The 23,188-nt window shown below is 72.1% G+C and carries 21 protein-coding genes; 14 read left to right on the forward strand and 7 right to left on the reverse strand.

Translation table 11 applies throughout. The features are described from left to right. Positions 1-79: 79 nt before the first annotated feature. The 4 genes from purS to purL all read left to right on the forward strand — a co-directional run bounded on the left by purS (position 80) and on the right by purL (position 5,247). Positions 80-322: a phosphoribosylformylglycinamidine synthase subunit PurS gene (purS, locus tag CHF16_RS26930; protein WP_179271717.1), complete on the forward strand. Its 243-nt coding sequence runs from the start codon at positions 80-82 to the stop codon at positions 320-322. A gap of 147 nt (positions 323-469) precedes the next feature. After that, positions 470-934 (forward strand): ATP-binding protein, encoded by a 465-nt coding sequence (locus CHF16_RS26935; protein ID WP_245869271.1) that lies wholly within the window; start codon positions 470-472, stop codon positions 932-934. Positions 935-1,036: 102 nt separating this feature from the next. After that, positions 1,037-1,717 (forward strand): phosphoribosylformylglycinamidine synthase subunit PurQ, encoded by a 681-nt coding sequence (gene purQ / locus CHF16_RS26940; RefSeq protein ID WP_089328930.1) that lies wholly within the window; start codon positions 1,037-1,039, stop codon positions 1,715-1,717. Next, on the forward strand, positions 1,714-5,247 hold the full coding sequence (purL, locus tag CHF16_RS42085) for a phosphoribosylformylglycinamidine synthase subunit PurL (RefSeq protein ID WP_342750131.1): 3,534 nt from the start codon (positions 1,714-1,716) through the stop codon (positions 5,245-5,247). Before purQ ends, purL begins: the two co-directional genes overlap by 4 nt. Before the next feature lie 82 nt (positions 5,248-5,329). Here purL and CHF16_RS26950 read toward each other — a convergent pair whose 3' ends face one another. The 3 genes from CHF16_RS26950 to CHF16_RS26960 all read right to left on the reverse strand — a co-directional run bounded on the left by CHF16_RS26950 (position 5,330) and on the right by CHF16_RS26960 (position 9,929). Further along, positions 5,330-6,232 (reverse strand): coiled-coil domain-containing protein, encoded by a 903-nt coding sequence (locus CHF16_RS26950; RefSeq protein WP_245869274.1) that lies wholly within the window; start codon positions 6,230-6,232, stop codon positions 5,330-5,332. A 244-nt stretch (positions 6,233-6,476) separates the two neighbouring features. Further along, complete coding sequence (locus tag CHF16_RS26955) at positions 6,477-7,643, reverse strand: S8 family peptidase (protein WP_089328932.1); 1,167 nt, start codon at positions 7,641-7,643, stop codon at positions 6,477-6,479. A 180-nt stretch (positions 7,644-7,823) separates the two neighbouring features. Then, positions 7,824-9,929 carry a serine/threonine protein kinase gene (locus CHF16_RS26960; RefSeq protein WP_089328933.1) on the reverse strand — a complete coding sequence of 702 codons (2,106 nt, stop codon included), beginning with the start codon at positions 9,927-9,929 and terminating at the stop codon, positions 7,824-7,826. A gap of 205 nt (positions 9,930-10,134) precedes the next feature. Between CHF16_RS26960 and CHF16_RS26965 the strand changes: the two genes are divergently transcribed. Both CHF16_RS26965 and CHF16_RS26970 read left to right on the forward strand, forming a co-directional pair. Then, positions 10,135-10,575 (forward strand): sterol carrier family protein, encoded by a 441-nt coding sequence (locus tag CHF16_RS26965; protein ID WP_089328934.1) that lies wholly within the window; start codon positions 10,135-10,137, stop codon positions 10,573-10,575. A 44-nt stretch (positions 10,576-10,619) separates the two neighbouring features. After that, positions 10,620-11,246, forward strand: a complete 627-nt coding sequence (locus CHF16_RS26970) for a LamG domain-containing protein (RefSeq protein WP_143228140.1) — start codon at positions 10,620-10,622, stop codon at positions 11,244-11,246. Here the strand turns inward: CHF16_RS26970 and CHF16_RS26975 are convergent. Next, the gene (locus tag CHF16_RS26975; RefSeq protein WP_179271718.1) at positions 11,198-11,659 is read right to left on the reverse strand and encodes a hypothetical protein; all 462 of its coding nucleotides are present in this window, start codon (positions 11,657-11,659) and stop codon (positions 11,198-11,200) included. The genes CHF16_RS26970 and CHF16_RS26975 overlap by 49 nt on opposite strands. 126 nt (positions 11,660-11,785) lie before the next feature. On the opposite strand from CHF16_RS26975, the gene purF reads away from it, so the two are divergent. Next, positions 11,786-13,240, forward strand: a complete 1,455-nt coding sequence (gene purF, locus CHF16_RS26980) for an amidophosphoribosyltransferase (protein WP_089328936.1) — start codon at positions 11,786-11,788, stop codon at positions 13,238-13,240. Beyond that, entirely contained in the window at positions 13,237-14,262 is a 1,026-nt protein-coding gene (gene purM, locus CHF16_RS26985) for a phosphoribosylformylglycinamidine cyclo-ligase (protein ID WP_089328937.1), read from the forward strand. Before purF ends, purM begins: the two co-directional genes overlap by 4 nt. Positions 14,263-14,620: 358 nt before the next feature. Here the strand turns inward: purM and CHF16_RS26990 are convergent, their stop codons facing one another. Together CHF16_RS26990 and CHF16_RS26995 are read right to left on the reverse strand one after the other, a co-directional pair. Continuing rightward, positions 14,621-14,827, reverse strand: a complete 207-nt coding sequence (locus tag CHF16_RS26990) for a DUF3073 domain-containing protein (protein WP_089328938.1) — start codon at positions 14,825-14,827, stop codon at positions 14,621-14,623. A 327-nt stretch (positions 14,828-15,154) separates the two neighbouring features. After that, complete coding sequence (locus CHF16_RS26995; protein ID WP_089328939.1) at positions 15,155-16,237, reverse strand: Leu/Phe/Val dehydrogenase; 1,083 nt, start codon at positions 16,235-16,237, stop codon at positions 15,155-15,157. Positions 16,238-16,322: 85 nt separating this feature from the next. On the opposite strand from CHF16_RS26995, the gene CHF16_RS27000 reads away from it, so the two are divergent. Both CHF16_RS27000 and bldC read left to right on the forward strand, forming a co-directional pair. After that, entirely contained in the window at positions 16,323-17,258 is a 936-nt protein-coding gene (locus CHF16_RS27000; RefSeq protein ID WP_089328940.1) for a DUF8083 family protein, read from the forward strand. 273 nt (positions 17,259-17,531) lie between these two features. After that, positions 17,532-17,735, forward strand: a complete 204-nt coding sequence (gene bldC / locus CHF16_RS27005) for a developmental transcriptional regulator BldC (RefSeq protein WP_012850682.1) — start codon at positions 17,532-17,534, stop codon at positions 17,733-17,735. A gap of 315 nt (positions 17,736-18,050) precedes the next feature. Here bldC and CHF16_RS27010 read toward each other — a convergent pair whose 3' ends face one another. Further along, positions 18,051-18,752, reverse strand: coding sequence for a TetR/AcrR family transcriptional regulator (locus tag CHF16_RS27010; protein ID WP_245869277.1), 702 nt, complete (start codon positions 18,750-18,752; stop codon positions 18,051-18,053). 380 nt (positions 18,753-19,132) lie between these two features. On the opposite strand from CHF16_RS27010, the gene CHF16_RS27015 reads away from it, so the two are divergent. From CHF16_RS27015 to CHF16_RS27030, 4 genes are all read left to right on the forward strand, one after another. Further along, on the forward strand, positions 19,133-20,134 hold the full coding sequence (locus CHF16_RS27015) for a LacI family DNA-binding transcriptional regulator (protein ID WP_089328941.1): 1,002 nt from the start codon (positions 19,133-19,135) through the stop codon (positions 20,132-20,134). A 326-nt stretch (positions 20,135-20,460) separates the two neighbouring features. Then, a complete protein-coding gene (locus CHF16_RS27020; RefSeq protein WP_024934223.1) occupies positions 20,461-20,697 on the forward strand; it encodes a hypothetical protein in 237 nt (78 codons plus the stop codon). Between the two features lie 86 nt (positions 20,698-20,783). Beyond that, on the forward strand, positions 20,784-21,608 hold the full coding sequence (locus CHF16_RS27025; protein ID WP_245869280.1) for an N-acetylmuramoyl-L-alanine amidase: 825 nt from the start codon (positions 20,784-20,786) through the stop codon (positions 21,606-21,608). A gap of 40 nt (positions 21,609-21,648) precedes the next feature. Then, the gene (locus CHF16_RS27030) at positions 21,649-23,097 is read left to right on the forward strand and encodes a DUF7059 domain-containing protein (protein WP_425427516.1); all 1,449 of its coding nucleotides are present in this window, start codon (positions 21,649-21,651) and stop codon (positions 23,095-23,097) included. Positions 23,098-23,188: the final 91 nt, after the last annotated feature.

The following is a 23,188-nucleotide window of genomic DNA, read 5'->3' on the forward strand; positions in this document are numbered from 1 at the left end:
GTGTGGACGGGTCGTGGACTGCCATGGTGCCGTACGCTTCAGATCGTCAGGAAAAGCGCAGATCAGTGAGGGGGCGGTCGTGGCGCGTGTCGTCGTGGACGTCATGCTCAAGCCGGAGATCCTCGATCCGCAGGGCCAGGCCATCGCCCGGAAGCTGCCGCAGATGGGATTCGAGGGCGTCGTCGCGGTCCGGCAGGGCAAGCGGTTCGAGGTGGAGCTGGAGGGGGACGCCGACGAGGCGGCCCTGGAGCGGGTCGGCAAGATCGCCGAGACGCTGCTGGCCAACCCGGTGATCGAGAACTACGAGGTGCACGTTCTGTAACCGGCGCGGCGCGGCGCCGGGGCGACGCGCCGGCCGGGACTGACCCGTCGGTACGGCGATTACGGGAGATGGCGCCGGGGAAGTGTTAGCTGCGTCGAGTCGTCGAGCACGCTCCGGGGTCGGGGGAACGATCGGGAAGCCCGGGGCATGACACGAGGTGACCGGGTGGACATGACGTTCTCGCTCGCGCTGCCGCGCGACGCGCAGAGCATCCCGGTGATCAGGCGGGTCCTGGGGGACGCCCTGCGCGGGCTCGGCGTCGCCGACGACTGCGTCGCCGACGTGCTGGTCGCCGCGTCCGAGGCGTGCACGAACGTCGTCCAGCACGCCCGCGCGACCGGCGGGTACGAGGTGACCGGGCACGTCGACGACGGCGAGTGCCTGCTCAAGGTCATGGACTCGGGCCGCGGCCCGCGGCCCGCCCCCGCCGACCGGGGCGCGTTGAGCGAGTCCGGCCGCGGGCTTAAAATCATGCGGGCGCTGGTGGACGAACTGGACATCGACTCCTCGCCCGACCGCGGCACCGTCGTTCACCTGCGAAAGCGGCTGACCTGGAGGGACGGGGCCCTCGTCCGGCGCCTCGACGCCGGACTCATGCACAACGCCGGGTAGATTAGGGGCGCGCGCGGGGGGTATGCGACGCGCGCAGCGGGGTGATCGGCGGAGGAGATTCCGACCGTCCCGGCCGCACCTCATTTCGGAGGAACAGAACAGATGGACGCTGCCCGGGTAGGCATCATCACCTTCCCCGGTTCTCTGGACGACAAGGACGCCGCACGCGCCGTCCGGCTGTCCGGCGCCGAGCCGGTCGCGCTGTGGCACGGCGACCACGACCTGCGAGGCGTCGACGCCGTCGTCCTGCCCGGCGGGTTCTCGTACGGGGACTACCTGCGGGCGGGCGCGATCGCCCGGTTCGCACCGCTCATGACGGAGCTGGTGGCCGCCGCGAACGCGGGCCTGCCCGTCCTCGGCATCTGCAACGGCTTCCAGGTGTTGTGCGAATCACATCTGCTGCCGGGGGCGCTGCTGCCGAACGCGGGGCTGCACTTCGTCTGCCGCGACCAGCGGCTGCGGGTCGAGAACGCCGGCACCGCCTGGACGAGCGAGTACAGCGAGGGCCAGGAGCTGGTGATCCCGATCAAGAACCGGGACGGCCGGTACACCGCCGACCGGGAGACGCTGATCGAACTGGCCGACACCGGCCGCATCGTCGCCCGGTACGTCGACCTGAACCCCAACGGCTCCCTCGACGACATCGCCGGCATCTGCAACGAGGCCGGCAACGTGGTCGGCCTCATGCCGCACCCCGAGCATGCCGTGGAGTCCCTGACCGGCCCGTCCACCGACGGGCTCGGCTTCTTCACCTCGATCGTCAAGAGACTGGTCAACGCATGAGTGAGCAACGGCCCCACGCGTCCGGGCGAGCGACCCGCAACGCGTCCGACGAGCCCTCGATGGAGTGGCTCGGCGAGCTCAAGTCCGACGCGGACGACCCCGAGCTCCAGCCCGTCAACCCCGCGGTGACCCAGGGCTTCAAGGCCATCATCGAGGAGGACCGGCACGCGGCCCCCACCGGCCGCCCGCTCCAGCAGGACCCGGCCGTCCAGGCGTCCCCGCCGCCTCCCGGCCTGCCGCAGGACGGTGAGCAGCCGCAGCCGCAGCCGCTGAGCGCGCCTCCGGCCGGCCCCGCCCAGGGGCCCGAGCAGGAGTTCGCCCGCGCGCTGGAGGAGGAGCGCACCGCCGGCGACCCGGTGGCCACCGTGGTCGACCCCTCGCTGACCACGCCCGACATGAACGGCTTCGCCGCACCGCGCCCGCCGGCGGCGCCCGGCGGCTCGGGCACCGGCCCGCAGCCCGCCGTGGGGCCCGGTACGGTGCCGCCGCCCGCGCCCGCGCCCGCGTCCGGGACCGGCCCGCAGCCTGCCGTGGGCCCTGGGACGGGTCCGCAGCCGGTGATCCCGAGCAGCGGCCCGCAGCCGATCGTCGACCTGAACTCCGGCCCGCTCGCGCGCCCTGAGCGCCCCGGCACGGGCCCGCAGCCCGCCGTGGGCACCGGCACCGGCCCGCAGCCGACTGCGGGTACCGGTACGGGCCCGCAGCCCGCGGTCGGGACGGGCACGGGCCCCCAGCCGGCCATCGGTCCTGGGACTGGGACGAGCCCGCAGCCGGTGATCCCGAGCAGCGGCCCGCAGCCGATCGTCGACCTGAACTCCGGCCCGCTCGCGCGCCCTGAGCGCCCCGGCACGGGCCCGCAGCCCGCCATCGGCACGGGCACCGGCCCGCAGCCGGCCGTGGGCACCGGCACGGGCCCGCAGCCGTCGGTGGGTACGGGGACCGGCCCGCAGCCCGCGGTCGGGACGGGCACCGGCCCGCAGCAGGCGGTGGGCACCGGCACCGGTCCGCAGCCCGCCGTGAACCTGCACACCGGGCCGCTGGTGCCCGTCCGCGCCGAGGGCCCCGGAACGGGCCCGCAGCCGCGGATCGGCCAGGGCACCGGCCCGCAGCCCGCCATCGGCTCGGGCACCGGCCCGCAGCCGGCCGTGGGCCGGGGGACGGGGCCGCAACCGGCCATCGGCTCCGGGACGGGCCCGCAGCCCGCGCTCGGCCCCGGCACCGGCCCGCAGCCGGCGATCGAGGGCTCCGGCCACGTCGAGTACGGCACCGACACCGTCGCCATGGCCGCCGCGACCCCCGAGCGTCCGCAGCCGTTCGTCGAGCTGGGGATGAACGAGGAGGAGTACCGGCGCGTCCGGCACATCCTCGGGCGCCGTCCCACCTCGGCGGAGCTGGCGATCTACTCGGTCATGTGGAGCGAGCACTGCTCCTACAAGAGTTCCAAGGTGCACCTGCGCCAGTTCGGCGACAAGGCCCCGAAGACCGACAAGCTCCTGGTCGGCATGGGGGAGAACGCCGGTGTCGTCGACATCGGCCAGGGCTGGGCGGTCACCTTCAAGGTGGAGTCGCACAACCACCCCTCCTACGTGGAGCCGTACCAGGGCGCCGCCACGGGCGTCGGCGGGATCGTCCGCGACATCATGTCGATGGGTGCGCGCCCCATCGCCGTCATGGACTCGCTGCGTTTCGGCCCGGCGGAGGCACCTGACACCCAGCGCGTCCTGCCCGGTGTCGTGGCCGGTGTGGGCGGCTACGGGAACTCCCTGGGCCTGCCCAACATCGGCGGTGAGACGGTCTTCGACGCCTGCTACGAGCAGAACCCGCTCGTGAACGCCCTGTGCGTCGGTGTGATGAAGCACGAGGACATCAAGCGCGCCGTGGCCCCCGGCCCCGGCAACAAGGTGATCCTGTTCGGCGCCCTGACCGGCCCGGACGGCATCGGCGGCGCGTCCGTCCTCGCCTCGGCCACGTTCGACGAGGAGTCGCACCAGAAGCGGCCGTCGGTCCAGGTGGGCGACCCCTTCATGGAGAAGCTGCTCATCGAGTGCTGCCTGGAGCTGTTCCGCGAGGACCTCGTGGTCGGCATCCAGGACCTCGGCGCCGCGGGCGTGTCGTGCGCGACGACGGAGCTGGCCGCGGCCGGCACCGGCGGCATGCACGTCGACCTCGACGCCGTCCCGCTCCGCGACCAGACGCTCCGGCCTGAGGAGATCCTCATGAGCGAGTCGCAGGAGCGCATGATGGCCGTCGTGTCGCCCGACAAGGTCGACCGCTTCATGGAGATCTGCGCCCGCTGGGAGATTCCGGCGACGGTGATCGGCCAGGTCACCGACACCCGCCGGCTGGTCATGACGTGGCGGGGCGAGACGATCGTCGACATCCCGCCGGTCACGGCCGCCGACGAGGGCCCGGTCTACAACCGGCCGCTGGAGCCCCCGCAGGACCTCGGCGCCCTGCAGGCCGACACCCCGGGCCGCCTCACGCGCCCCTCCACGGGCGACGAGCTGCGCCGGACGGTGCTGTGGCTGGCCGGGTCGCCGAACCTCGCCAGTAAGACGTGGGTGACGTCGCAGTACGACCGTTACGTCCTCGGCAACACCGTCTCGGCGATGCCGGAGAACGCGGGCGTGGTCCGCGTGGACGACGAGTCCGGGCTGGGCATCGCGCTGTCCCTGGACGGCAACGGCCGCTACACGCGCCTCGACCCGTACTCGGGCGCGCAGCTCGCCCTCAGCGAGGCGTACCGCAACGTCGCCGCGACCGGCGCGCGCCCCCTGGCCGTGACGAACTGCCTCAACTTCGGCTCCCCGGAGGACCCGGGCGTCATGTGGCAGTTCGCGCGCGCCGTCGAGGGCCTCGCGGACGGCTGCCAGTACCTGGGCATCCCGGTCACCGGCGGCAATGTCAGCTTCTACAACCAGACGGGCGACGTCCCGATCAACCCGACCCCGGTGATCGGCGTGCTGGGCGTCCACGACGACGTCCGCCGCCGGGTGAACATGTCGCTGACCACCGACGGCGCCACGATCGCGCTGCTCGGCGAGACCCGCGAGGAGTTCGGCGGCTCGGAATGGGCGCACGTCGTCTACGGGCACCTGGGCGGCCTGCCGCCGCTGGTCGACCTGAAGGCGGAGGCGGCGCTGGCGTCGGTCATGGTCGCCGCCATCCGGGACGGCCTGGTCACGGCGGCGCACGACCTGTCGGACGGCGGCCTGTCGCAGACCCTCGTCGAGTCGTGCCTGCGCGGCGGCCTCGGCGCCCGCATCACGCTGCCGGGCGACCCGTTCGTGTCGCTGTTCAGCGAGTCGGTGGCCCGCGCGATGCTGGTGGTCCGGCCGGGCGCCGAGGCGCGCCTGGCGGCCCTGTGCGAGTCGGCGGGCGTCCCGGTCACGCAGATCGGCGTGGCGGGCGGCGACTCCCTCCACGTGACCGGACGCGGCCCGGAGGGCGATCAGCAGGAGCTGTTCAGCATCGCCCTGTCGGAGCTGCGCGAGGCGCACGAGCGCATGCTGCCGAGCTACGCCGACTGACGGCGGAGAGACCGGTGAAGGGGCGTCCCGCTACGGGGCGCCCCTTCGCGCTCCGCGGCGGGCGGCGGAGGCGAGGGCACCGCTAGAAGACCGAAATGTGGACGTGGTCGTAGTGGTTCGCGGTCACGCCGCCGCGGTTCTCCATCGCGCGCCAGCCGGGGCTGCGCATGTCGTAGATGCGCTGCCGCCAGATGACGTACTTGATGCCCAGGGCGCTGGCGTGGGAGATGGCGTACTGGGCCGTCTGGTCGCCGAGGGACTGGGCGCTGCCGGACGCCATCACGCCGCCGGTCGTGACCATGAAGTCGCAGGCGTGGCCGGTGCCGTGGTCCTGCGGGTCACCGGTCAGGCGGACGCAGCCGATGGTCGGGAAGGGCCCGAACTCCACGTCGATGGTGTTCTTCACCCGGAGCATGCGGGGCGTGACGCCGCCCATGCCGACGCTCGGCGACTCGGGCTTGTACTTCTTCACCAGGTTCTTGATCTGGGCCTTGCGGGCCTGGAGGTCCCGCAGTTCCTTCTTCAGGTCCGCCATCTTCTGCTGCGCCTGCTTGCGGGCGGCGAGCTGGTCGTCGACGAGCTTCTGGATCTGCGCGACCTTCGCGGCCTTGTTCTGCGCGAGGTGGCTGACCAGGGTGGCGTTGCTGAGCAGGTCGGTCGGGTTCGCGTCGGAGACGAAGGTGACGGTCGGGTCCTGGCCGCCGGTCATGTACTGGGAGGCCGCGAGCTGGGCGACGAGGTTGCGCGCCTCGACGAGGTCCTTCTGCAGGGCGTTGGACTTGCTCAGCGCCTTCTCGGCGGCGTACTTGGCGTCCCGCAGCTTGGCGAGGTCGCCGCCGTACTCCTTGTCGAGCTTCGCGATCTGCCGGCTCAGCTTCGCGAACTTGGCGCTGTCGCCCGGATCCATGGGCACGGCCGCGGGGGGTGCCGCCACCGCCGACGGGGTCGCGGTGCCGAGCAGCGGCAGCGCCGCGGCGAGGGCCACGAGAGCCGCGGCGGCGCGTCGTCCACCTCGCCGGCGTGCGGTGGGCCGACATGTGGAGGCGGGGGTCTCCACGTGTTCTCCTCTCGTCATGGCCGTAGGTACGGAGGTCCGGTGGCCCGAAGGTCAATGAATGCTAAAGAACGTCCAGCCTCGCCAAGGGTAGACCCAAGGGCCCGGTGAGGCGGAGGGTACGCGCGAAGCCCGGCTCCCAGGCTGGGAGCCGGGCCATCCTACGTGACCGGACTCACAGCTTCCCCTTGTACAGCAGCCGGTTGGGCTGCGACCGCAGCTTCTTGAGACTGTGCGTGGAGTTGTCGTTCAGCCACTTCTGCACCTGCGGGAAGGTCGCCTTCTTGTGGGTGGACAGGTAGAGGGCCGCGACGCCGCTGACGTAGGGGGCCGCCATGGACGTCCCGCTGACCTTCTTCAGGCCGCCGCCGGGCCAGGTGGACCAGATGCCGTAACCGGGTGCGTTGATGTCGACGCACTTGCCCCAGTTGGAGAACGCCGCGCGGTTGTCGTAGACGGTGGTCGCGCCGACCGTCATGACCCATCCGGCACCGGACGGGGAGAACTTGCAGGCGTCCTTGTTGTCGTTGCCCGCCGCCACGGACACGAACACCCCGGACTTGGACAGGTTCGCCACGGCGGTGTTCAGCGCCGTCGACTTCGGCCCGCCGAGCGACAGGTTCGCCACGGCCGGCTTGGCGGCGTGGGTGCGCAGCCACTGGACGGCGGCGACGACGTCCGACATGGAGCCGGAGCCCTCGCAGTCGAGGACGCGGAGCGCCCGCAGCTTGACCGACTTGGCGGCGCCGGTGGTCTTGGCCCCGATGATGCCCGCGACGTGGGTGCCGTGGCCGTTGCAGTCACGCCCGTCCCCGCCGAACCTGCCCGCCGTCCAGGCGACGGAGGCGCGGCCACCGAACTCCTTGTGCCGCACGTCGATGCCGGTGTCGATGACGTAGGCGTTCACGCCGCCGCCGGACGACTTGTAGGTGTAGGTCTTCGAGAGCTTCCTGGACCGCTGGTCGATCCGGTCGAGGCCCCAGGGCAGGGGCGAGCGCTGCGTCGTGGTCGCCCGGACGACCTGGTCCTGCTCGATCGCGGCGACGCGGCGGTCGCGGCGCAGCCTGTCGAGCTGGTCGCCGCTCAGCTTGGCGGCGAAGCCGTTCAGCACGCCGTCGAACCGCTTGACGCCCGCCGCCCGGACGTTCTTCGCGGCGCTGTCGGTGGACGCTCCGGGCTTCAGCGTGACGATGTACTGGCCGGGCACCGGGGTGCCCTCGGCCGCCGTCACCCGCACCAGGGACGGGTCGGAGTCGCCGGCGAGCGCGGGGAGTGCTGCTGCGGCGGCGAGGCTCGTCGCGACCGCGCCGGCGAGCAGCAGCCTTCGGTGGACAGCCCGCAAGGCGTCTCCTTCTGCCGGGGGACCCTCAGCCGGGGGCCGCGAGCGGCGGCCCGCCGGCACGGCCGATGATCTCGACCGAGGGGAACCCTAGCGGAACTGTCCAGATAAGAGGTGACAAATTGGATTTCTTGCCGGATATGGGAACCCGCCGGGGCTGGGGTTCGGGCCGGGGCCGCGGGGTCAGCCGCGGCTGAGGCGGCCGCCGTAGGCGAGCTGCGTGCCCGGCTTGCTCCACGTGTACTGGAGCGTCCCGTCCGGCTGGCGGGTGATCTCGACGACCCCGCTCGTGCACGGCTTGCCGATGGACAGGTTCATCTTCAGCGCGCTCTCGGTGCCCCTGGCCAGCGTGAGGGTGCCAGTGCACTTCTCCCGCGGATACACCGCCTGGGCCGTGGTGCCCCCCGACTGGAACGTGACCTGCACTGGGAAGGACACATTGCGGTTGGTGTTGACCAGAGTCCCCTTCCAGGTGCCCGCGAAGGACGAGGGGACCGTCGTCACGGGACGGTTGCTGGACGCGTTGGCGCTCCCGGAGGGCGACCCATCGTCGCCCTTGAGCTGCGGCCACAGCACCAGCGCGATGATGGCGATGCCGACGCTGACGCCGATGAACAGGGAGAGGACGAGCCCGAGCACATGGTTGCTGGGGCGGCGCATGCGCGCGATGGAGGACAGCGGCGAGGAGCGGTGCCCGCCGCCGTCCCGCCCATGGCCGAGCCCCGGGATGAGGTTGCTGGCCGTGTCACCGCCAGGGGCGGGGTGGTCGTACATGCCGACCGCGTCCATGCCGACCGCGTCGAAGGTCGCGGTCGGGTCGGACCCCACCGCGTCGAACGTGGCCGTGGGGTCGGCGGCGACCGGGTCGAGCCTCGTGGTCTCGTCCGACCGGGCGGCCCCGTGCCGCCGGGCGGAGTCCGCCGGGTGGTCCACTCCGACGGCGCCGAACGTCGCGGTCGCCTCGAAGGCCGCCGGGTCAAGGTCGACCTGGGGGACCGGCTCCGCCGCGGGCTCCGGTTCGCGGCGGGCCTTGCGGGTGCGCGAGAGCTTGCCGAGCAGGGGGATGGACGGCGATGCCGCCTCCTGCGACGGCCCCGACGGACCGGGCGTCCCGACCTGCCCGGGCGTCCCGACCGGCCCAGGCATTCCAACTGACCCGGGCATTCCAACTGACCCGGGCATGCCGACCGGCCCGGGTGTGCCGACCGGCCCGGGGGCTGCGATCGGCCCAGGCTGAGCGGCGGGAGACACCGGCGGCCCCTGAGGTGCCATGGGCGGCGGAGCCATCGGAGGTGCAGGCCGCTGAGGCCCGCCCGGGGCCCCCATGGGAGGTGCTGGGGCGCCCATAGGGGAACGCGGCGGCGCCGCCGGAGGGACGTCCTTCCGGACGACGCGGCCATCAGGGCCCGATGCGGGGCCGGCGGCCAGGGCGCGTCCCTCTTCCACCATCGACGGCGGCATGCGGGCCGGAAGCGAACTGTCCGAGCCGAGAAGCCGCTCAAGGATGCGCGGGGCCGAGGGACGGGCGGCCGGGTCCTTCACCAGGGCGTCCGCCATCACCTCCCGCACCGCATCGGGTACGTCCGACAGGTCGGGCTCGTCGTAGACGATGCGCTGCATCACCTCGGACGGCGAGCCTGCACCGAACGGCGCCTTGCCCGTGGCGGCGAACAGCAGGGTCGACGCCCAGGCGAACACGTCGGCGGCGGGGCCGATGCCCATGCCGCTCAACTGCTCCGGCGCCTTGTAGGACGGGTCCTCGGTGTTGTGGCCGCTGAACGCGACGTTCACCGCTTCCAGAGCGTGCGCTATGCCGAAGTCGCTCATCCGGGGCCCGTTCCGCCCCAGCAGGACGTTCGCGGGCTTCAGGTTGTGATGAAGGGCACCCGCGCGGTGGACGGCCGCGAGCGCGATCGCCATACCGACCGCCAGGCGCTCGACCACCGCGCCGCCGCGCGGACCCTCGGCGTCCACGAGCTGCTGGAGGGACGGCCCGTCCACCCACTCGCTCACCACGTACGGACGGTCGCCCTCCACGTCGGCGGCCAGGATCGCCGCCGTGCAGAACCCCGAGACCTTGCGGGCGGAGGTGAACGCGCCGGCGAACCGGGAGCGGGCGACGGGCTCGCCGCTGAGCCGCACGTGCAGGACCTTCACGGCGACGGGGCCGCCGGACGGGTCGCGGCCGAGGAAGACGGCGCCCTGCTCACCGACGCCGAGCCGGCCCGTGACCTCGAACGAACCGAGCCTGCGCGGGTCACCCGGCTGCAGGGGCAGCGCCTCGGGCATCTGACGAACCTCCGTGTCCTGCGGGGACGCGCCTTCCCGGCTCCCCGTCCAACTCACTCCCCATGCCTGGCACCGGGGTCCATTTGTACCGCCTGTCCGGGCCGGCCGCGCCGGGGACGGCCCCGCGGCCGCGCCGGACGGCCCCGCGGCCGCGCCCTGCGGCCGGTTCCGCGTTCACCCTGACGGACGGGTAGCGTCGGTCTCGATGCCGCGAACTCCGCTGACCTCCGCCGTCCTGAACGAGCAGCGCGCCGCGCTCGGCCTGCCGCCCCACACCGGCGCGGACGAGCCCGCCGCGCTCCGCCGCGCCGCCCTGGACACCGTCCTCGCCGCCGCGGCGGAGGGAAAAGCGCCGTCCCGGCCGGTGGTCAAGGGTGCCGTGCGGTTCCTGCTCGACCGGCTCGTCGAATCGGCGCCCGGCCGCTCGGTGGAGGTCCGGGTCCCTCCGCACGCCGCCGTTCAGTGCATCGACGGCCCGCACCATACCCGTGGTACGCCACCGAATGTGGTGGAGATGGACGCCGCGACCTGGATCGCGCTGGCCACGGGACGCCTGGCCTGGGCGGACGCGCTCGCGGACGGAAAGGTACGGGCCAGTGGCGCGCGCGCGGATCTGTCGGGTTATCTTCCTCTACCCATCGACTGAACCCTTCCTGTGCGGGAGTATCCGCCTTGCTGGAGGTGATCCCCGTGCTGATCGCGCATTGGACGTTCGACGTCGCCACCGTGGACGGCCGCACGGTCGCGGACGCGACCGGGGCCGCGCCCGCCGCCGAACTGGACGAGAGCGCCGGGATCGTCCCCGGCCGCGACGGGGAGGCGCTGTCGCTCAGCGGGCGCGACCGGGCCGTCATCCCCGCCGCGCCGCAGCTCGTCCTCAGCCAGGTGTTCGGGTTCAGCCTTGCGTTCTTCGTCCAGGTGACCGAGGCGCCCACCGGAGAGTGGCGCAGCCTCGTCTACAAGCCGGTCGCGGAGAACGACGCCCGCGGCCTCGGCGTGTGGCTCTACCCGGACGCCATGAGGCTCCGGGTGCAGCTGTTCACCGTCAAGGGCCCGGACTACGTCGACAGCCACGCCAGGCTGCCGCTGGGGGAGTGGACCCATGTCGCCTTCGTCGTGAACCCCCAGGGGATGTTCCTGTACGTCAACGGCGTGCTGGACGGCGCCGTCCCCCTGGAGCACCCCGTCGTCACACCGTCCGGCCCCATCTACCTGGGCAGCGAACTCGCCAAGCCCGGCTTCGGCGGCCTACTGGACGACTTCCGGGTCTACGCCTCCGCGCTCAACGAGGACGCCGTCCGCGCCTTGGCCGAATGAGGCACGACACCCGCAGACACGGCACCTGCGGACACGGCACCCGCAGACTGGACGTCCGCGTGTGCGTAGGGGAACTCGCGTTCAACGCAGCCCCGGCGTGACGTCTCGTCCGGGTACTTCGTCTCGTCGGCGCACTGCACGGCCTTGTTCAGCAGCCAGAAGGCCACGCCCGCGCCTATGAGCAGGGCAAGGGCGGAGCAGACGACCCCTACGACGGCGGGCCGCCGGTCGGGCTCCTTCCGGACGAGGGAGATCACCCCCAGGACGAGCCCTATGAGAGCGGGTATCAACCCGGCCAGGCAGAAGACGAGCCCTACCAGGCCGGCGATTCCGAGCACCTGCGAGGCCCTCGCCAGCCCGCTGCGCCGCGGGGGCGCGGGCGGCGCGTAGGTCTGGTACCCCGGCAGCGTCATGTGTCCCTCCACGTGTCGTCCCCAGATTCCCCCGGAACGCGTGATGCCCGTGGTTCCAAGGGGTAAAGGTCCGTTAAGACATGCCACCGATCGGAGCAGGTGAATCGGGCATCTAGACTGGCGGGCGTGCCTCTCCGTGACGGACGTCTGAGCCACGACATCGACCCATCCGACCGCGCTCCGCAGGACGCCTGCGGGGTCTTCGGCGTCTGGGTCCCCTCCGACCAGGCGTCGCGGGCCGAGGTGAGCAAGCTCACCTACTACGGCCTGTACGCGCTCCAGCACCGCGGCCAGGAATCGGCCGGTATCGCCGTCAGCGACGGTTCCCGCATCGTCGTGTTCAAGGACATGGGCCTCGTCGCCCAGGTCTTCGACGAGTCGGTGCTGAACACGCTGCGCGGCCACATCGCCGTCGGCCACTGCCGCTACTCCACCACCGGATCCCCCACGTGGGAGAACGCGCAGCCCACCTTCCGCTCCACGGACGCGGGCGGCCTCGCGCTCACCCACAACGGCAACCTCATCAACACCCCGGAACTGGCCGCGCGGCTCGAGCCGGGCGTGCTGACCGCCACCAGCGACACCGAGGTCCTCACCGCGCTGTTCGCCCACCACGGCGAGGGCGGCCCGATGGCCGCGGCGCGCGAGATCCTCCCCGACACCCGCGGCGCCTACTCCCTGGTCTTCATGGACGAGGGCACCCTGTACGCGGCCCGCGACCCCGAGGGCGTGCGGCCGCTCGTCCTCGGCTCCCTGGAGGCCGGCGGCTGGGTGGTGGCGTCCGAGACGGCCGGGCTCGACATCGTCGGCGCGCGCTTCGTCCGGGAGATCGAGCCCGGCGAGCTCATCGCCATCGACGGCGACGGCGTCCGGTCCGAGCGGTTCGCCGAGCCGCGCCCCAAGGGCTGCCTGTTCGAGTACGTCTACCTCGCCCGGCCCGACACCACGATCGCCGGGCGCAGCGTCCAGGCCACCCGCGTCGAGGTGGGCCGCCGGCTGGCCCGCGAGCACCCCGTCGAGGCCGACATGGTCATCCCGACGCCCGAGTCGGGCACCCCGGCCGCGATCGGGTACGCGGAGGCGTCCGGCATCCCCTACGGACAGGGGCTGGTCAAGAACTCCTACGTCGGGCGGACGTTCATCCAGCCGACCCAGACGATCCGGCAGCTCGGCATCCGGCTCAAGCTGAACCCGCTGCGCGAGGCGATCGAGGGCAAGCGGCTGGTCGTGGTGGACGACTCCATCGTGCGCGGCAACACCCAGCGCGCCATCGTCGCGATGCTGCGGGACGCGGGCGCCGCCGAGGTGCACGTGCGCATCTCCAGCCCGCCCGTCGCCTGGCCCTGCTTCTACGGCATCGACTTCGCGACCCGCGCGGAGCTCATCGCCGGGAACCTGTCCGTGGAGGAGATCCGCGACTCGATCGGCGCCGACACGCTCGGCTACATCTCCCTGGACGAGCTCATCTCCGCCTCGCAGATCCCCAAGAACAACCTGTGCCGGGCGTGCTTCGACGGCGAATACCCCATCCCGGTGGAGCAGGACGCCCGCGGCAAGCACCTCCTGGAGGTCGGCCGTTGACCTCCTATGAGGCCGCCGGTGTCGACATCGCCGCGGGGGAACGCGCCGTAGAGCTGATGAAGTCCCGGGTGGCCCGTTCGCGGCGCCCGGAGGTCGTCGACGACGTCAGCGGGTTCGCGGGCCTCTTCGACGCCTCGGCCTTCCTGAAGTACCGGCGGCCCCTGCTCGCGACGTCCACGGACGGCGTCGGCACCAAGGTCGACTTGGCGCGGCGCCTGGGCATCTACGACACGGTCGGGCACGACCTGGTCGGCATGGTCATCGACGACCTCGCCGTGTGCGGGGCCGAGCCGCTGTTCATGACCGACTACATCGCCTGCGGCAAGGTCGTCCCGGAACGGATCGCCGACATCGTCGGCGGGATCGCGGACGCCTGCGCCCTGGCCGGGTGCGCCCTCGTCGGCGGCGAGACCGCCGAGCACCCCGGTCTCCTGGAGCCGGACGAGTTCGACCTCGCGGGCGCCGGGACGGGCGTCGTCGAGGCCGACGAGATCCTCGGCCCGGACCGCGTCCAGGTGGGTGACGTCGTCCTCGCCATGGCCTCGTCCGGCATCCACTCCAACGGGTACTCGCTCGTCCGGCACATCCTGGCCACGACCGACCTGACGCTGGAGTCCGAGCCCGCCGAACTGGGCCGCCCGCTCGGTGAGGAGCTTCTCACTCCGACGCGGATCTACGCCAAGGACTGCCTCGCGCTGGTCCGGGCCGGAGGCGTGCGCGCGTTCGCGCACATCACGGGCGGCGGGCTCGCGGCGAACCTGGCCCGCTCCCTGCCGCCCACCGCGGACGCCGTGCTCGACCGCTCCTCGTGGGAGGTCCCGGCGCTGTTCCGCGTCCTGCAGGGCCACGGCGGCGTGCCGCAGCCCGAGATGGACAAGACGTTCAACCTGGGCATCGGGATGGCCGCGATCGTGAGCCCGGACGCCGCCGACGCGGCGCTCCGGCTGCTGGCTTCCCGCGGCGTGCCCGCCTGGGCGCTCGGGGAGATCACCGGCGGAACCGGCACCGCCGTCCTCGATTAGCCGGACTGGCGCCCGTGCCCGAACTGGTGCTGGGAACTGCCCGAACTGGTGCTGGGAGCCGAACCGGCGCTCGCCGCGTCAGGCCGGCCCCGCCGGGGGCGGGGCGCGACCCGGGAAGGCGGGAACGCCGGGTGCGGCGGGCTGAGAGGTTCGCTGAGCGCCTCTCAGCCCTCTGCCGTCACCTGTTGAAGCGTGCGCCGCCGAAGATGCCTCAGGGGCTCTCTCGGCGGCCGACGGAGACCATGACTCGCACACCCCCCACGAGGGATAACCGCGCCGAACTGGAGAAGTCACGACAAATGCCGAAGTCACGACAAACGCCACTGCCCGCGGCGGGCAGTGGCGCGCTGTCGGCCGGTCAACCGGAGGTGCCGTCCTTGCGGTGCTCCGTGCCGTAGTCATCGGCGTAGTCGGCGTACTTCTCGGCGAGCTCGTCGTACGAGTCGTCGCCGGAGTCCGTGACTCCCAGTTCGTCCTTCAGGCGGTCGAGGTCCGTGTTGCCGGTGTTGTACTTGAGCTGCCGGGCAACCTTCACCTGCTTGGCCTTGGCTCGGCCGCGACCCATTGGCTCGACCCCCTCGATGGTCAGGGCTTTCGTGGGCCCATCAACGCGCGCGTGTACCACACGAACCGGTGCCTGATGAGCCATGCGTCAGTCACGGGTACAACCGTACCCGTTTTGCGCCTGGCTCGGTACATCGACGGTACGTGGCGGCGCCCCTGTTGCTGATAACAACAGTGTATCCGGTGGTCACGAGTACATGCCCAGGCCGCCGTGGGACGGTCGTACAGCGCTCCACGGCGGCCCTTACAACGGTCTTGCAACGGTCTAAACGAGTCAGGAAGCCCCACTGTCCGGACCGGGCGGGCCTGATGAGCCCTCTATGCCGCTCTAGAGGAGGATCCCCCGCAGCCTGCCGATCTCGGACATCCGGCGCTCCGCGAGCCGGTCGGCGGCCACCGCCGGCGGGACGCCGTCGTCGGCGGCCAGCGCGAAGATCTTCTTGGTCGTGTCGTAGATGCCGGACGCGCGGGCCTTGGCGCGGTCGAAGTTGAAGCCCTCGATCTCGTCCGCGACCTGGATCACACCGCCGGAGTTCACCACGTAGTCGGGCGCGTACAGGACGCCCCGGTCGGCGAGGCTCTTCTCCACCCCCGTGTGGGCGAGCTGGTTGTTGGCCGCGCCGCACACCACCTTGGCCCGCAGCACGGGCACGGTGTCGTCGTTCAGGGAGCCGCCCAGCGCGCAGGGTGCGTACACATCGAGATCCGCGCGAACCATGGCGTCGGCGTCGGCGACGACCTCCACCTCGGGGTGCAGTGACCGGACCCGGTCGACCGCGCCCTCGTTCACGTCGCAGATCACGACGTCCGCGCCGTCCTCGCGCAGGTGCTCCACCAGCCGGTGGCCCACCTTGCCGACGCCTTCCACACCGACCCGCTTGCCGCGCAGGCTGGGCGTGCCCCACATCGTCTCGGCGGCGGCCCGCATCCCCTGGAACACGCCGAACGCCGTCAGGATGGAGGAGTCGCCCGCGCCGCCGTGCGCGACCGTGCGTCCGGTGACGTAGCGGGACTCCCGCGCCACGACGTCCATGTCCTCGCTGAACGTGCCGACGTCGCACGCCGTGTAGTAGCGGCCGTTCAGCGACTGGACGAAGCGTCCGTACGCCCTCAGCAGCGCCTCGGACTTGTCGATGGCGGGGTCTCCGATGATGACGGCCTTGCCTCCGCCGAGGTCGAGCCCGGCGAGGGCGTTCTTGTAGGCCATGCCCCGGGACAGGTTCAGCACGTCGGAGAGTGCCTCTTCCTCGGTGCCGTAGGGGAAGAAGCGGGTTCCTCCCAGGGACGGGCCCAGCGCGGTGGAGTAGATGGCGATGATGGCTCGCAGGCCACTGGCTTCGTCCTGGCAGAAGACGACCTGCTCGTGTCGGGGTTCGGTGCCCTTGTGGGGCGCCCCGAAGACATTAGGCACGGTAGTGCCCTCCTCTCTGTCTCCAGATCAGACTAGGGCGCGGTATGGCCCCACGTCCGCACTGATCTCATGTCACGATGCGGTTGTGCTTCCGTACGCCGCGTACCTACGGGTTTATGAACCGGTGACCGCCTTCCCGGAGCCCGCGCGGACACTGTGGACGGTCTACGCCGAGTCCCGGCGCCGCCCGCGGAGGATCCACGCGCTCGGTGTGGAACACCGCGAGGCCGCGCTGCGCCTGGTCGGCACGCCGCCCGAGGTCGTCCCCGAGCGGGAGAGCCGGGACGCCTACGTGCGCCGCCTCGACGACATGATCTACGTGTGCCCGTGGGGGACGCGGCTGCGGTCCTGGCTGGCCTTCGAGCGGTTCCGCGACGAGCACGCCGCCGGCGTCGCCGCCGCGTTCGTCCCGCCGCCGGTCGCGGAGCGGGCGATGAGCGAGTTCGAGCAGTGGAAGCGCGCGGGGCGGCCGCTGCGGCCGCACATCCTGACGAGCACCTGGCACATCCCGCTGGACTGGTTCGTGCCGTTCGCGCGCGGGGAGCGGTGCCTGATGCTCGGCACGCCGGGGACCGGGTACCGCAAGTCGGCGGACGCGGCCGAGGAACTGCCCGGCCATGGCCCGGCCGGGCCGTCCGCGAGCCATACGGCCGCGCCCGCGCGCACGCTCAGTTACGTCACCTCGATGGGCGAGGCCCGCCGCCGGGTCGCGGCGGCGCTCCCGGTGGTGCGCGAGAACCTCGGCGACGGCACGGAGGAGGTCTACCTCCTGTCGGCCGGCCGGCTGGAGACGCTCGCCCGCTGGCTCGGCGAGTTCCACGCCCGCTCCCTGGTCGAGCTCGACTACGGCGGCCTCGTCCACCTGCTGGACGACCGCACCCTCAGCGCCGACGAGTCGGTGGCCGAGATGACCGTCGCGCTCACCGGGATGGAGCGCGGTGAGGCCGAGCTGACCGTCGCGATGTACAAGCGTCTCCTGGCCCGCTGGCGGCCCGTCAGGGCGCTGGAGGCCGCGAACTAAAACAAATTTCCCGAATCCGCGCGCGATACGACTATACGTGTCGCTAGAATCACGCAGCGTGACCCACTGTACGTCGCTCGGGTGCGACACCCTGCCGTCGCGGGGATGTTTGCACGCAACTACCGCCAGGAACTTGCTTGTTGCGCTGAGTGGTGGCAAGGTTACACGTTGTGATGTCATAGTGGCTCTTTCGGGCCATAGGGGACATCAGTGACCACGCGAGGATCAATCGCAGGATCGCTGTCATCGGTCCACGGAGGAGAGGCCGCAAACATGTCAGCACGTACGCCAGAGGCCGAGCCCCTGCTGACGCCGGCGGAGGTGGCGACGATGTTCCGCGTCGACCCCAAGACCGTCACGCGGTGGGCGAAGGCGGGAAAGCTCACGTCCATCCGGACGCTCGGGGGGCACCGTCGCTACCGCGAGGCGGAGGTGCGGGCGCTGCTCGCCGGCATCCCGCAGCAGCGCTCGGAGTAACGCGCACGGCACAAGGGGGGACGGCCGGGAGACCGCTGGGCGACCTCGCGCCGCGAAGGCCGCTCCAGGGGTCTCCTGGACGACCGGCCGGGACCACGGTCATCCGAGAACCGTGGGCCCGGAGCCGAGCACACCGTTCGGCCGGCATCCCGCCCGCATACCCGCGGGCGGGATCTGGCCTGCGCGGAATTTCGGACACCCAAGGTTCAATCGACCACAACCGGACACCAGCCCCGGTGGCCACGTCGGGTCTCTGCGGTCACGCCGTGTCTCTGCGGTACGCCGTGTCTCGGCGGTCACGCCGGGCCACACCGGTCACAGGGGTTGCTCGCCCAGTTCCTCTTGGGAGAGGCGGGCGAAGAGCTCGCCGGTGCCCGGGTCGTGGCGGCCGGCGGTCTGCATGATGGCCACGAGCTGGTCGACGAGCAGCCGCTCCAAAACGGGGCGCGGCACGTCGCGGTTCTCCAGCCAGTCCAGGCCGGCGGTCTCCACCGTCGCCATCCAGCAGCGCAGCGTGATGCGCAGCACCGGCGGCGGGACCTCCACGTCCAGCGAGTGCAGGATCCGGTCCAGCAGCAGCCGGCGGATGCCGTCGACGATCTCGCCGGCCTCGCCGGACCGGTCGGCGGGACCGCCGCGCAGCAGCGCGGTGTAGCCGGCCGCGTGGCTCTCCACGAAGTCGAAGTACCGCTTCAGCGAGATCCGCAGCCGGTCGAGCGGCCTGCCCTCGGTGGGCGGTTCGAGCAGCACCGACAGCTTCTTCGCGGCGCTGGCGAGCGCCGCGATGTACAGCTCGTACTTGCCGCCGAAGTAGTGGTAGACGAGCGCCCGGGAGGCGCCGGCCGCGGCCGCGACGTCGTCGATCGAGATGTCCTCGGGCGAGCGGGTGCTGAACAGCTGCAGCGCCGCGTCGATCAGCTCGTCCCGACGTTCGTCCACGCTGAGCCTGCGGCGTCCCCGTCCGCCTCCGCTCTGCCGGCCGCGCGCCTTGCCGCCGGTCACCGCACGATCTCCCACCTGGGCAGCGTATCCGAGCCGGGCCCGCGGCAGTGCCCCGCCGACCGGGGGCGGGACGTCCTTTTCACCGGGTCGTGATCCGGGCGGACACCGCTGTGATCCGGAACACCACAGGCCCGAACCACCATTGGCGTATGCCCGTTACTCCCAGTTGCGACGATTCGGGCGGAAGGCGCGGCATCATGGCATCTCCTCCCGAGCGGAGGCCGGCGCGCCGGTTCCCCCGGCGGCGCGTCGTCGCGGCAGGTCCTGCAGGTCCCCCCGGACGGAGTGCCATGTCAGCTGATGAACCGAATCCCCCGTACGGCAGGCAGGGAGAGGGCGCGGTACCCCGGCCGCGCAGCGGATCCTCTCCCGCCGCGCGCGAACCGGGGAGACCGGTGCCGGCGCCGAAACCGACGATCCGCAACGTCGCCGAGCGCGCCGGAGTGTCCAAGTCGCTCGTCTCACTGGTGATGCGGGGGTCGCCGCACGTGAGCGAGCGCCGCAGGCAGGCCGTCCTGCAGGCCGCCCGCGAGCTCGGCTACCGCCCGAACGCCGTCGCGCGGAGCCTCGTCGAGGGCCGCACCCGGCTGATCGGCGCCATCGTCGCCGACCTGCACAACCCGTTCTTCGCCGAGTTCCTCGACGGGCTCCAGGAGAGCCTGCACGGCGCGGGCCTGCGCATGCTCGTCGGCAGCGGCCGCTGGGACCCGCTGTTCGAGGCGGAGGCCGTCGAGGCGTTCCTGGAGATGCGCGTGGACGGGCTGGTGCTGCTCAGCGTCGTCCCCGAATCGCTCAAGGAGGCCGCGGCGAGCGTTCCGGTGGTCGTCGTCGGCGAGCGCGACGTCCACGGCGTCGACATCGTGGTGGACGACGACGAGCTCGGCGCCAGCCTGGCCGTCGACCACCTCGTCGAGCTGGGCCACCGCCGGATCGCCCACATCGAGGGGGCCCGCTCCACCACCGCCCACTACCGCCGCGCCGGCTACGAGAAGGCGATGCGCCGGCACGGGCTGGCCGAGGAGATCGTCGTCGAGACCGGAGACTTCACCGAGGACGGCGGCTACCGCGCGGCCCGCTCCCTGCTGCGTCGCGACACCCGCCCCACCGCGATCTTCGCTCCCAACGACCTGGTCGCGACCGGCGCGCTCTCCGCGGCCGACGAGCTCGGCATGGGGGTGCCCGCCGACCTGTCGATCGTCGGCTACGACAACACCCATCTCGCCGCGATCCGCCACATCTCCCTGACCAGCGTGGACCAGCCGCGCCGCGACATGGGACGGGTGGCCGCCGAGCTCCTCACCGCCCGCATCGGCGACCCGTCCCGGCACGCCCGGCAGAACCTGGTCGTCCCGCACCTGGTGGTGCGCGCCACGACGGGGCCCGTTCCCGCCTCCTGACCCGCCTCCCTCGGTAGCCCGAGTCGTCCCCCCGCCACATCACGCTCCCACACGCAAGACGGCGCGAGCGGCGCCCATGGCCGCGTACCGCCGCGCATGGCCGCGCCTTGCGGCGCACGGCCGCGCATGGCCGCGCCGATCGTTCAGCAACCGGTTTTCGACGGGTAAGGGGCTGGCCAAGCCTGCCGCATTCGCCGGTCCCCGGCCCGCCGCCGGGGGGTTAATTGGGACTCACCGTCCGACGGGCGCATCCGGGCGGCCTCGGGGGAGGCCGCCCGGCCGGGGCCGCGCCGGACATCGGGACAGTCCACTGGGGGGTTCAGCTCGTGCGTGATCCGGAACTGGTGTCGTGCGCGCAGCGCGCGGCGAGCGAATTGGAACGCGCGTGGTCGGAGTGGCGCCACGCGCGCGGCCTGGCCGAGCAGGTGTCGGAGTCCGTCGCCAGCTATGTGGCGCATTCCATCGACCACCCGTGGGGGCGGCCCAGGGTCGTCCTGGGCCTGGACGCCGACGAGGCGCGCGCGCTCGCCGCGCTGCTCGGCAAGGAGGACCCGCTCCGCTGATTTCGCGGTCTCCGTTTGACGAACCTCCGCGGCCGTGCAGACTGTCAGGGTCCCCGGTAACGAAGTCATCACGGAGGAATCGGCCTGTGCGAATCCATCGAGGCGGCCCGGTGGTCGCCGGTCTCGCGCTGTGCCTGGGCGCGCTCACCGCGTGCACCGGCTCCTCCGGCGCGTCCGCCGACGACCCCGCGCCCCCGCCGACGGCACCGACCGCCGGGGACGAGCGGACCCCGGCGGCCGCGAAGGGCGACGCGCGCCCGCTGCGCGGCCGGACCGTCGTGATCGACCCGGGCCACAACGGCGGGAACGCCTCGCACCCGGCCGAGATCAACAAGAAGGTCAAGATCGGCAACGGCAGCAAGGAGTGCGACACCGCCGGCACCGAGACCAGGTCCGGTTACGCGGAGCACGCCTTCACCTGGGACGTCTCCAACCGCCTCGCGAAGCTCCTGCGCGCCCGCGGCGCCAAGGTCGCGCTCACGCGCAAGGACGACAAGGGCGTCGGCCCGTGCATCACCGAGCGCGCCGACCTCGGCAACCGGCTGAAGGCCGACGCGGCCGTGTCCATCCACGCCGACGGGGCGTCCTCGTCCGGCCACGGCTTCCACATCATCGAGCCGCTGTCCATCGGCCGCAACGCCGCGATGGTCTCCGGCTCCGCCAAGCTCGGCAAGGCCCTCCGCGACGCCTACCACGAGGGCACCGGCATCCCGTACTCCAACTACCTCGGCGAGAAGGCCATCGACCGCCGCGACGACCTGGGCGGCCTCAACATGTCGAAGGTCCCGAAGGTCTTCATCGAGTGCGGCAACATGCAGAACAAGGCCGACGCGGCCAAACTGTCCGACTCCGCCTTCCGGCAGCGCATAGCCGAGTCCCTGGCCAAGGGCTTCGAAAAGTACCTGGCCTAGCCACCCGACACCCCCTGAGCCACACCTCCCGCCTGGGAGAATCACCCAAGTGAGTCATCTTCTCAGGGTGCGGGAGCTTCTCCTTGGTGCTGGTTACACCGTCGCGGGTGTTCGGGAGTTGCTGGGGAGTGTCGCGGGTGGTGCGCTGGCGCGGGACGAGATCGTGCCGGCGTTGCGGGCGACGCGGGGCGGGTCTCCCGTCGAGGTGCTGACGCGGCTGTTCTGGCTGCAGGTGCCCGTGCCGGCGGGCGCTGTCGCGGCGGACGATCTGGTGGCGGCGGGGCTCGCCGAGGTGTCCGGCGGGGAGTTGCGGGCGCTGCTGCGCGTGGAGCCGCTGGAGGCGGTCGGCGGTGCGGGGCACGCCGGGTATGTCGTCTCGGATCTGAAGGTGCGACCGGGGTCGGGACGGGTCCCGGCGGACGATCATGTCGTGGGGACGGGCGGCGCGTCCGGGAGTCTGGCCCGGCTGGTTGTCCACACCCCTGTGGATAACTTTCTGGATCTTGGAACGGGGTGCGGGGTCCAGGCCGTGCACGTGGCGGGGCGTCATCCGGGCGCGCGCGTGACGGCGACGGACGTCAATCCGCGGGCGCTGGAGCTCGCGGCGATGAGCTTCGCGCTGTCCGGGGTGGACGGTGCCGAGCTTCGCGAGGGGTCGCTGCTGGAGCCGGTGCGGGGTCGGCGGTTCGACCTGATCGTGTCGAATCCGCCGTTCGTGGTGGCGCCGGAGGAGGGGCCGCGGTTCACCTACCGGGAGTCGGGGTTGGCGGGGGACGACTTCTGCCGGCGGCTCGTCACGGAGGCGCCGCGGTACCTGAACGACGGCGGATACTGCCAGCTCCTGGCCAATTGGCTGCATGTGGACGGGGTGCCGTGGGAGGAGCGCGTCGGCGCGTGGGTGGACGGCTGCGACGCGTGGATCGTCCAGCGGGACGTCCAGGATCCGGCGGAGTACGCCGAGTTGTGGCTCCGCGACTCGTGCGAGGCGGGCACGCCCGAGTACCGGGCGCGGTACGACGCGTGGCTCGATCACTTCGAGCGGCGGAACGTCGTCGGGGTCGGGTTCGGGTGGATCACGTTGCGGCGGAGCGAGCGTCCCGTGGTGCGGGTGGAGGAGCTGCGGCACGCGGTCGAGGAACCCGTCGGCGCCTATGCGGGGGACATCCTGGACGGCCTCCGGAAGGGCGCGGAGTTTTCCACAACCTGTGGACAGGTGCTCGCGGCGGCGGACGGGCTCGTCCAGGAACAGGTCGGCCCGCCCGGCGCCGAGGACCCGGAGCGGATCGTCCTGCGGCAGACGCGGCGGCTGCGCCGGGCGGCCGGGGTCGGGACGGTCGAGGCGGGCCTCGCCGGGGTCTGCGACGGCACCCTGCCCCTCGATCCGCTGCTCGCCGCCATCGCGGAGCTGACGGGCGCGGACGAGGATCAGGTCCGCGCGCACGCCGACGCGGTGCTGCCGGAGCTGATCGCGGACGGCTTCTTCATCTAGTACTACATAGCTAGATCTTGATCATCTGGAGGCTCAGGTGTCGCCTGAAGTGATGCCTGCGCGCTTCGGCTTGATGGCCGCGACGGAGAAC

Origin of the sequence: Actinomadura meyerae (genome assembly GCF_900188445.1) — a bacterium.
Classification (GTDB): Bacteria; Actinomycetota; Actinomycetes; order Streptosporangiales; family Streptosporangiaceae; genus Spirillospora; species Spirillospora meyerae.

What these genes read in the sequence shown, in the direction of transcription:
- CHF16_RS26935 (WP_245869271.1), top strand. Translation starts at nt 470, where the DNA reads ATGACACGAGGTGACCGGGTGGACATGACGTTCTCGCTCGCGCTGCCG.
- purQ (WP_089328930.1), top strand. Translation starts at nt 1,037, where the DNA reads ATGGACGCTGCCCGGGTAGGCATCATCACCTTCCCCGGTTCTCTGGAC.
- purL (WP_342750131.1), top strand. Translation starts at nt 1,714, where the DNA reads ATGAGTGAGCAACGGCCCCACGCGTCCGGGCGAGCGACCCGCAACGCG.
- CHF16_RS26960 (WP_089328933.1), bottom strand. Translation starts at nt 9,929, where the DNA reads ATGCCCGAGGCGCTGCCCCTGCAGCCGGGTGACCCGCGCAGGCTCGGT.
- CHF16_RS26965 (WP_089328934.1), top strand. Translation starts at nt 10,135, where the DNA reads ATGCCGCGAACTCCGCTGACCTCCGCCGTCCTGAACGAGCAGCGCGCC.
- CHF16_RS26975 (WP_179271718.1), bottom strand. Translation starts at nt 11,659, where the DNA reads ATGACGCTGCCGGGGTACCAGACCTACGCGCCGCCCGCGCCCCCGCGG.
- CHF16_RS26990 (WP_089328938.1), bottom strand. Translation starts at nt 14,827, where the DNA reads ATGGGTCGCGGCCGAGCCAAGGCCAAGCAGGTGAAGGTTGCCCGGCAG.
- bldC (WP_012850682.1), top strand. Translation starts at nt 17,532, where the DNA reads ATGTCAGCACGTACGCCAGAGGCCGAGCCCCTGCTGACGCCGGCGGAG.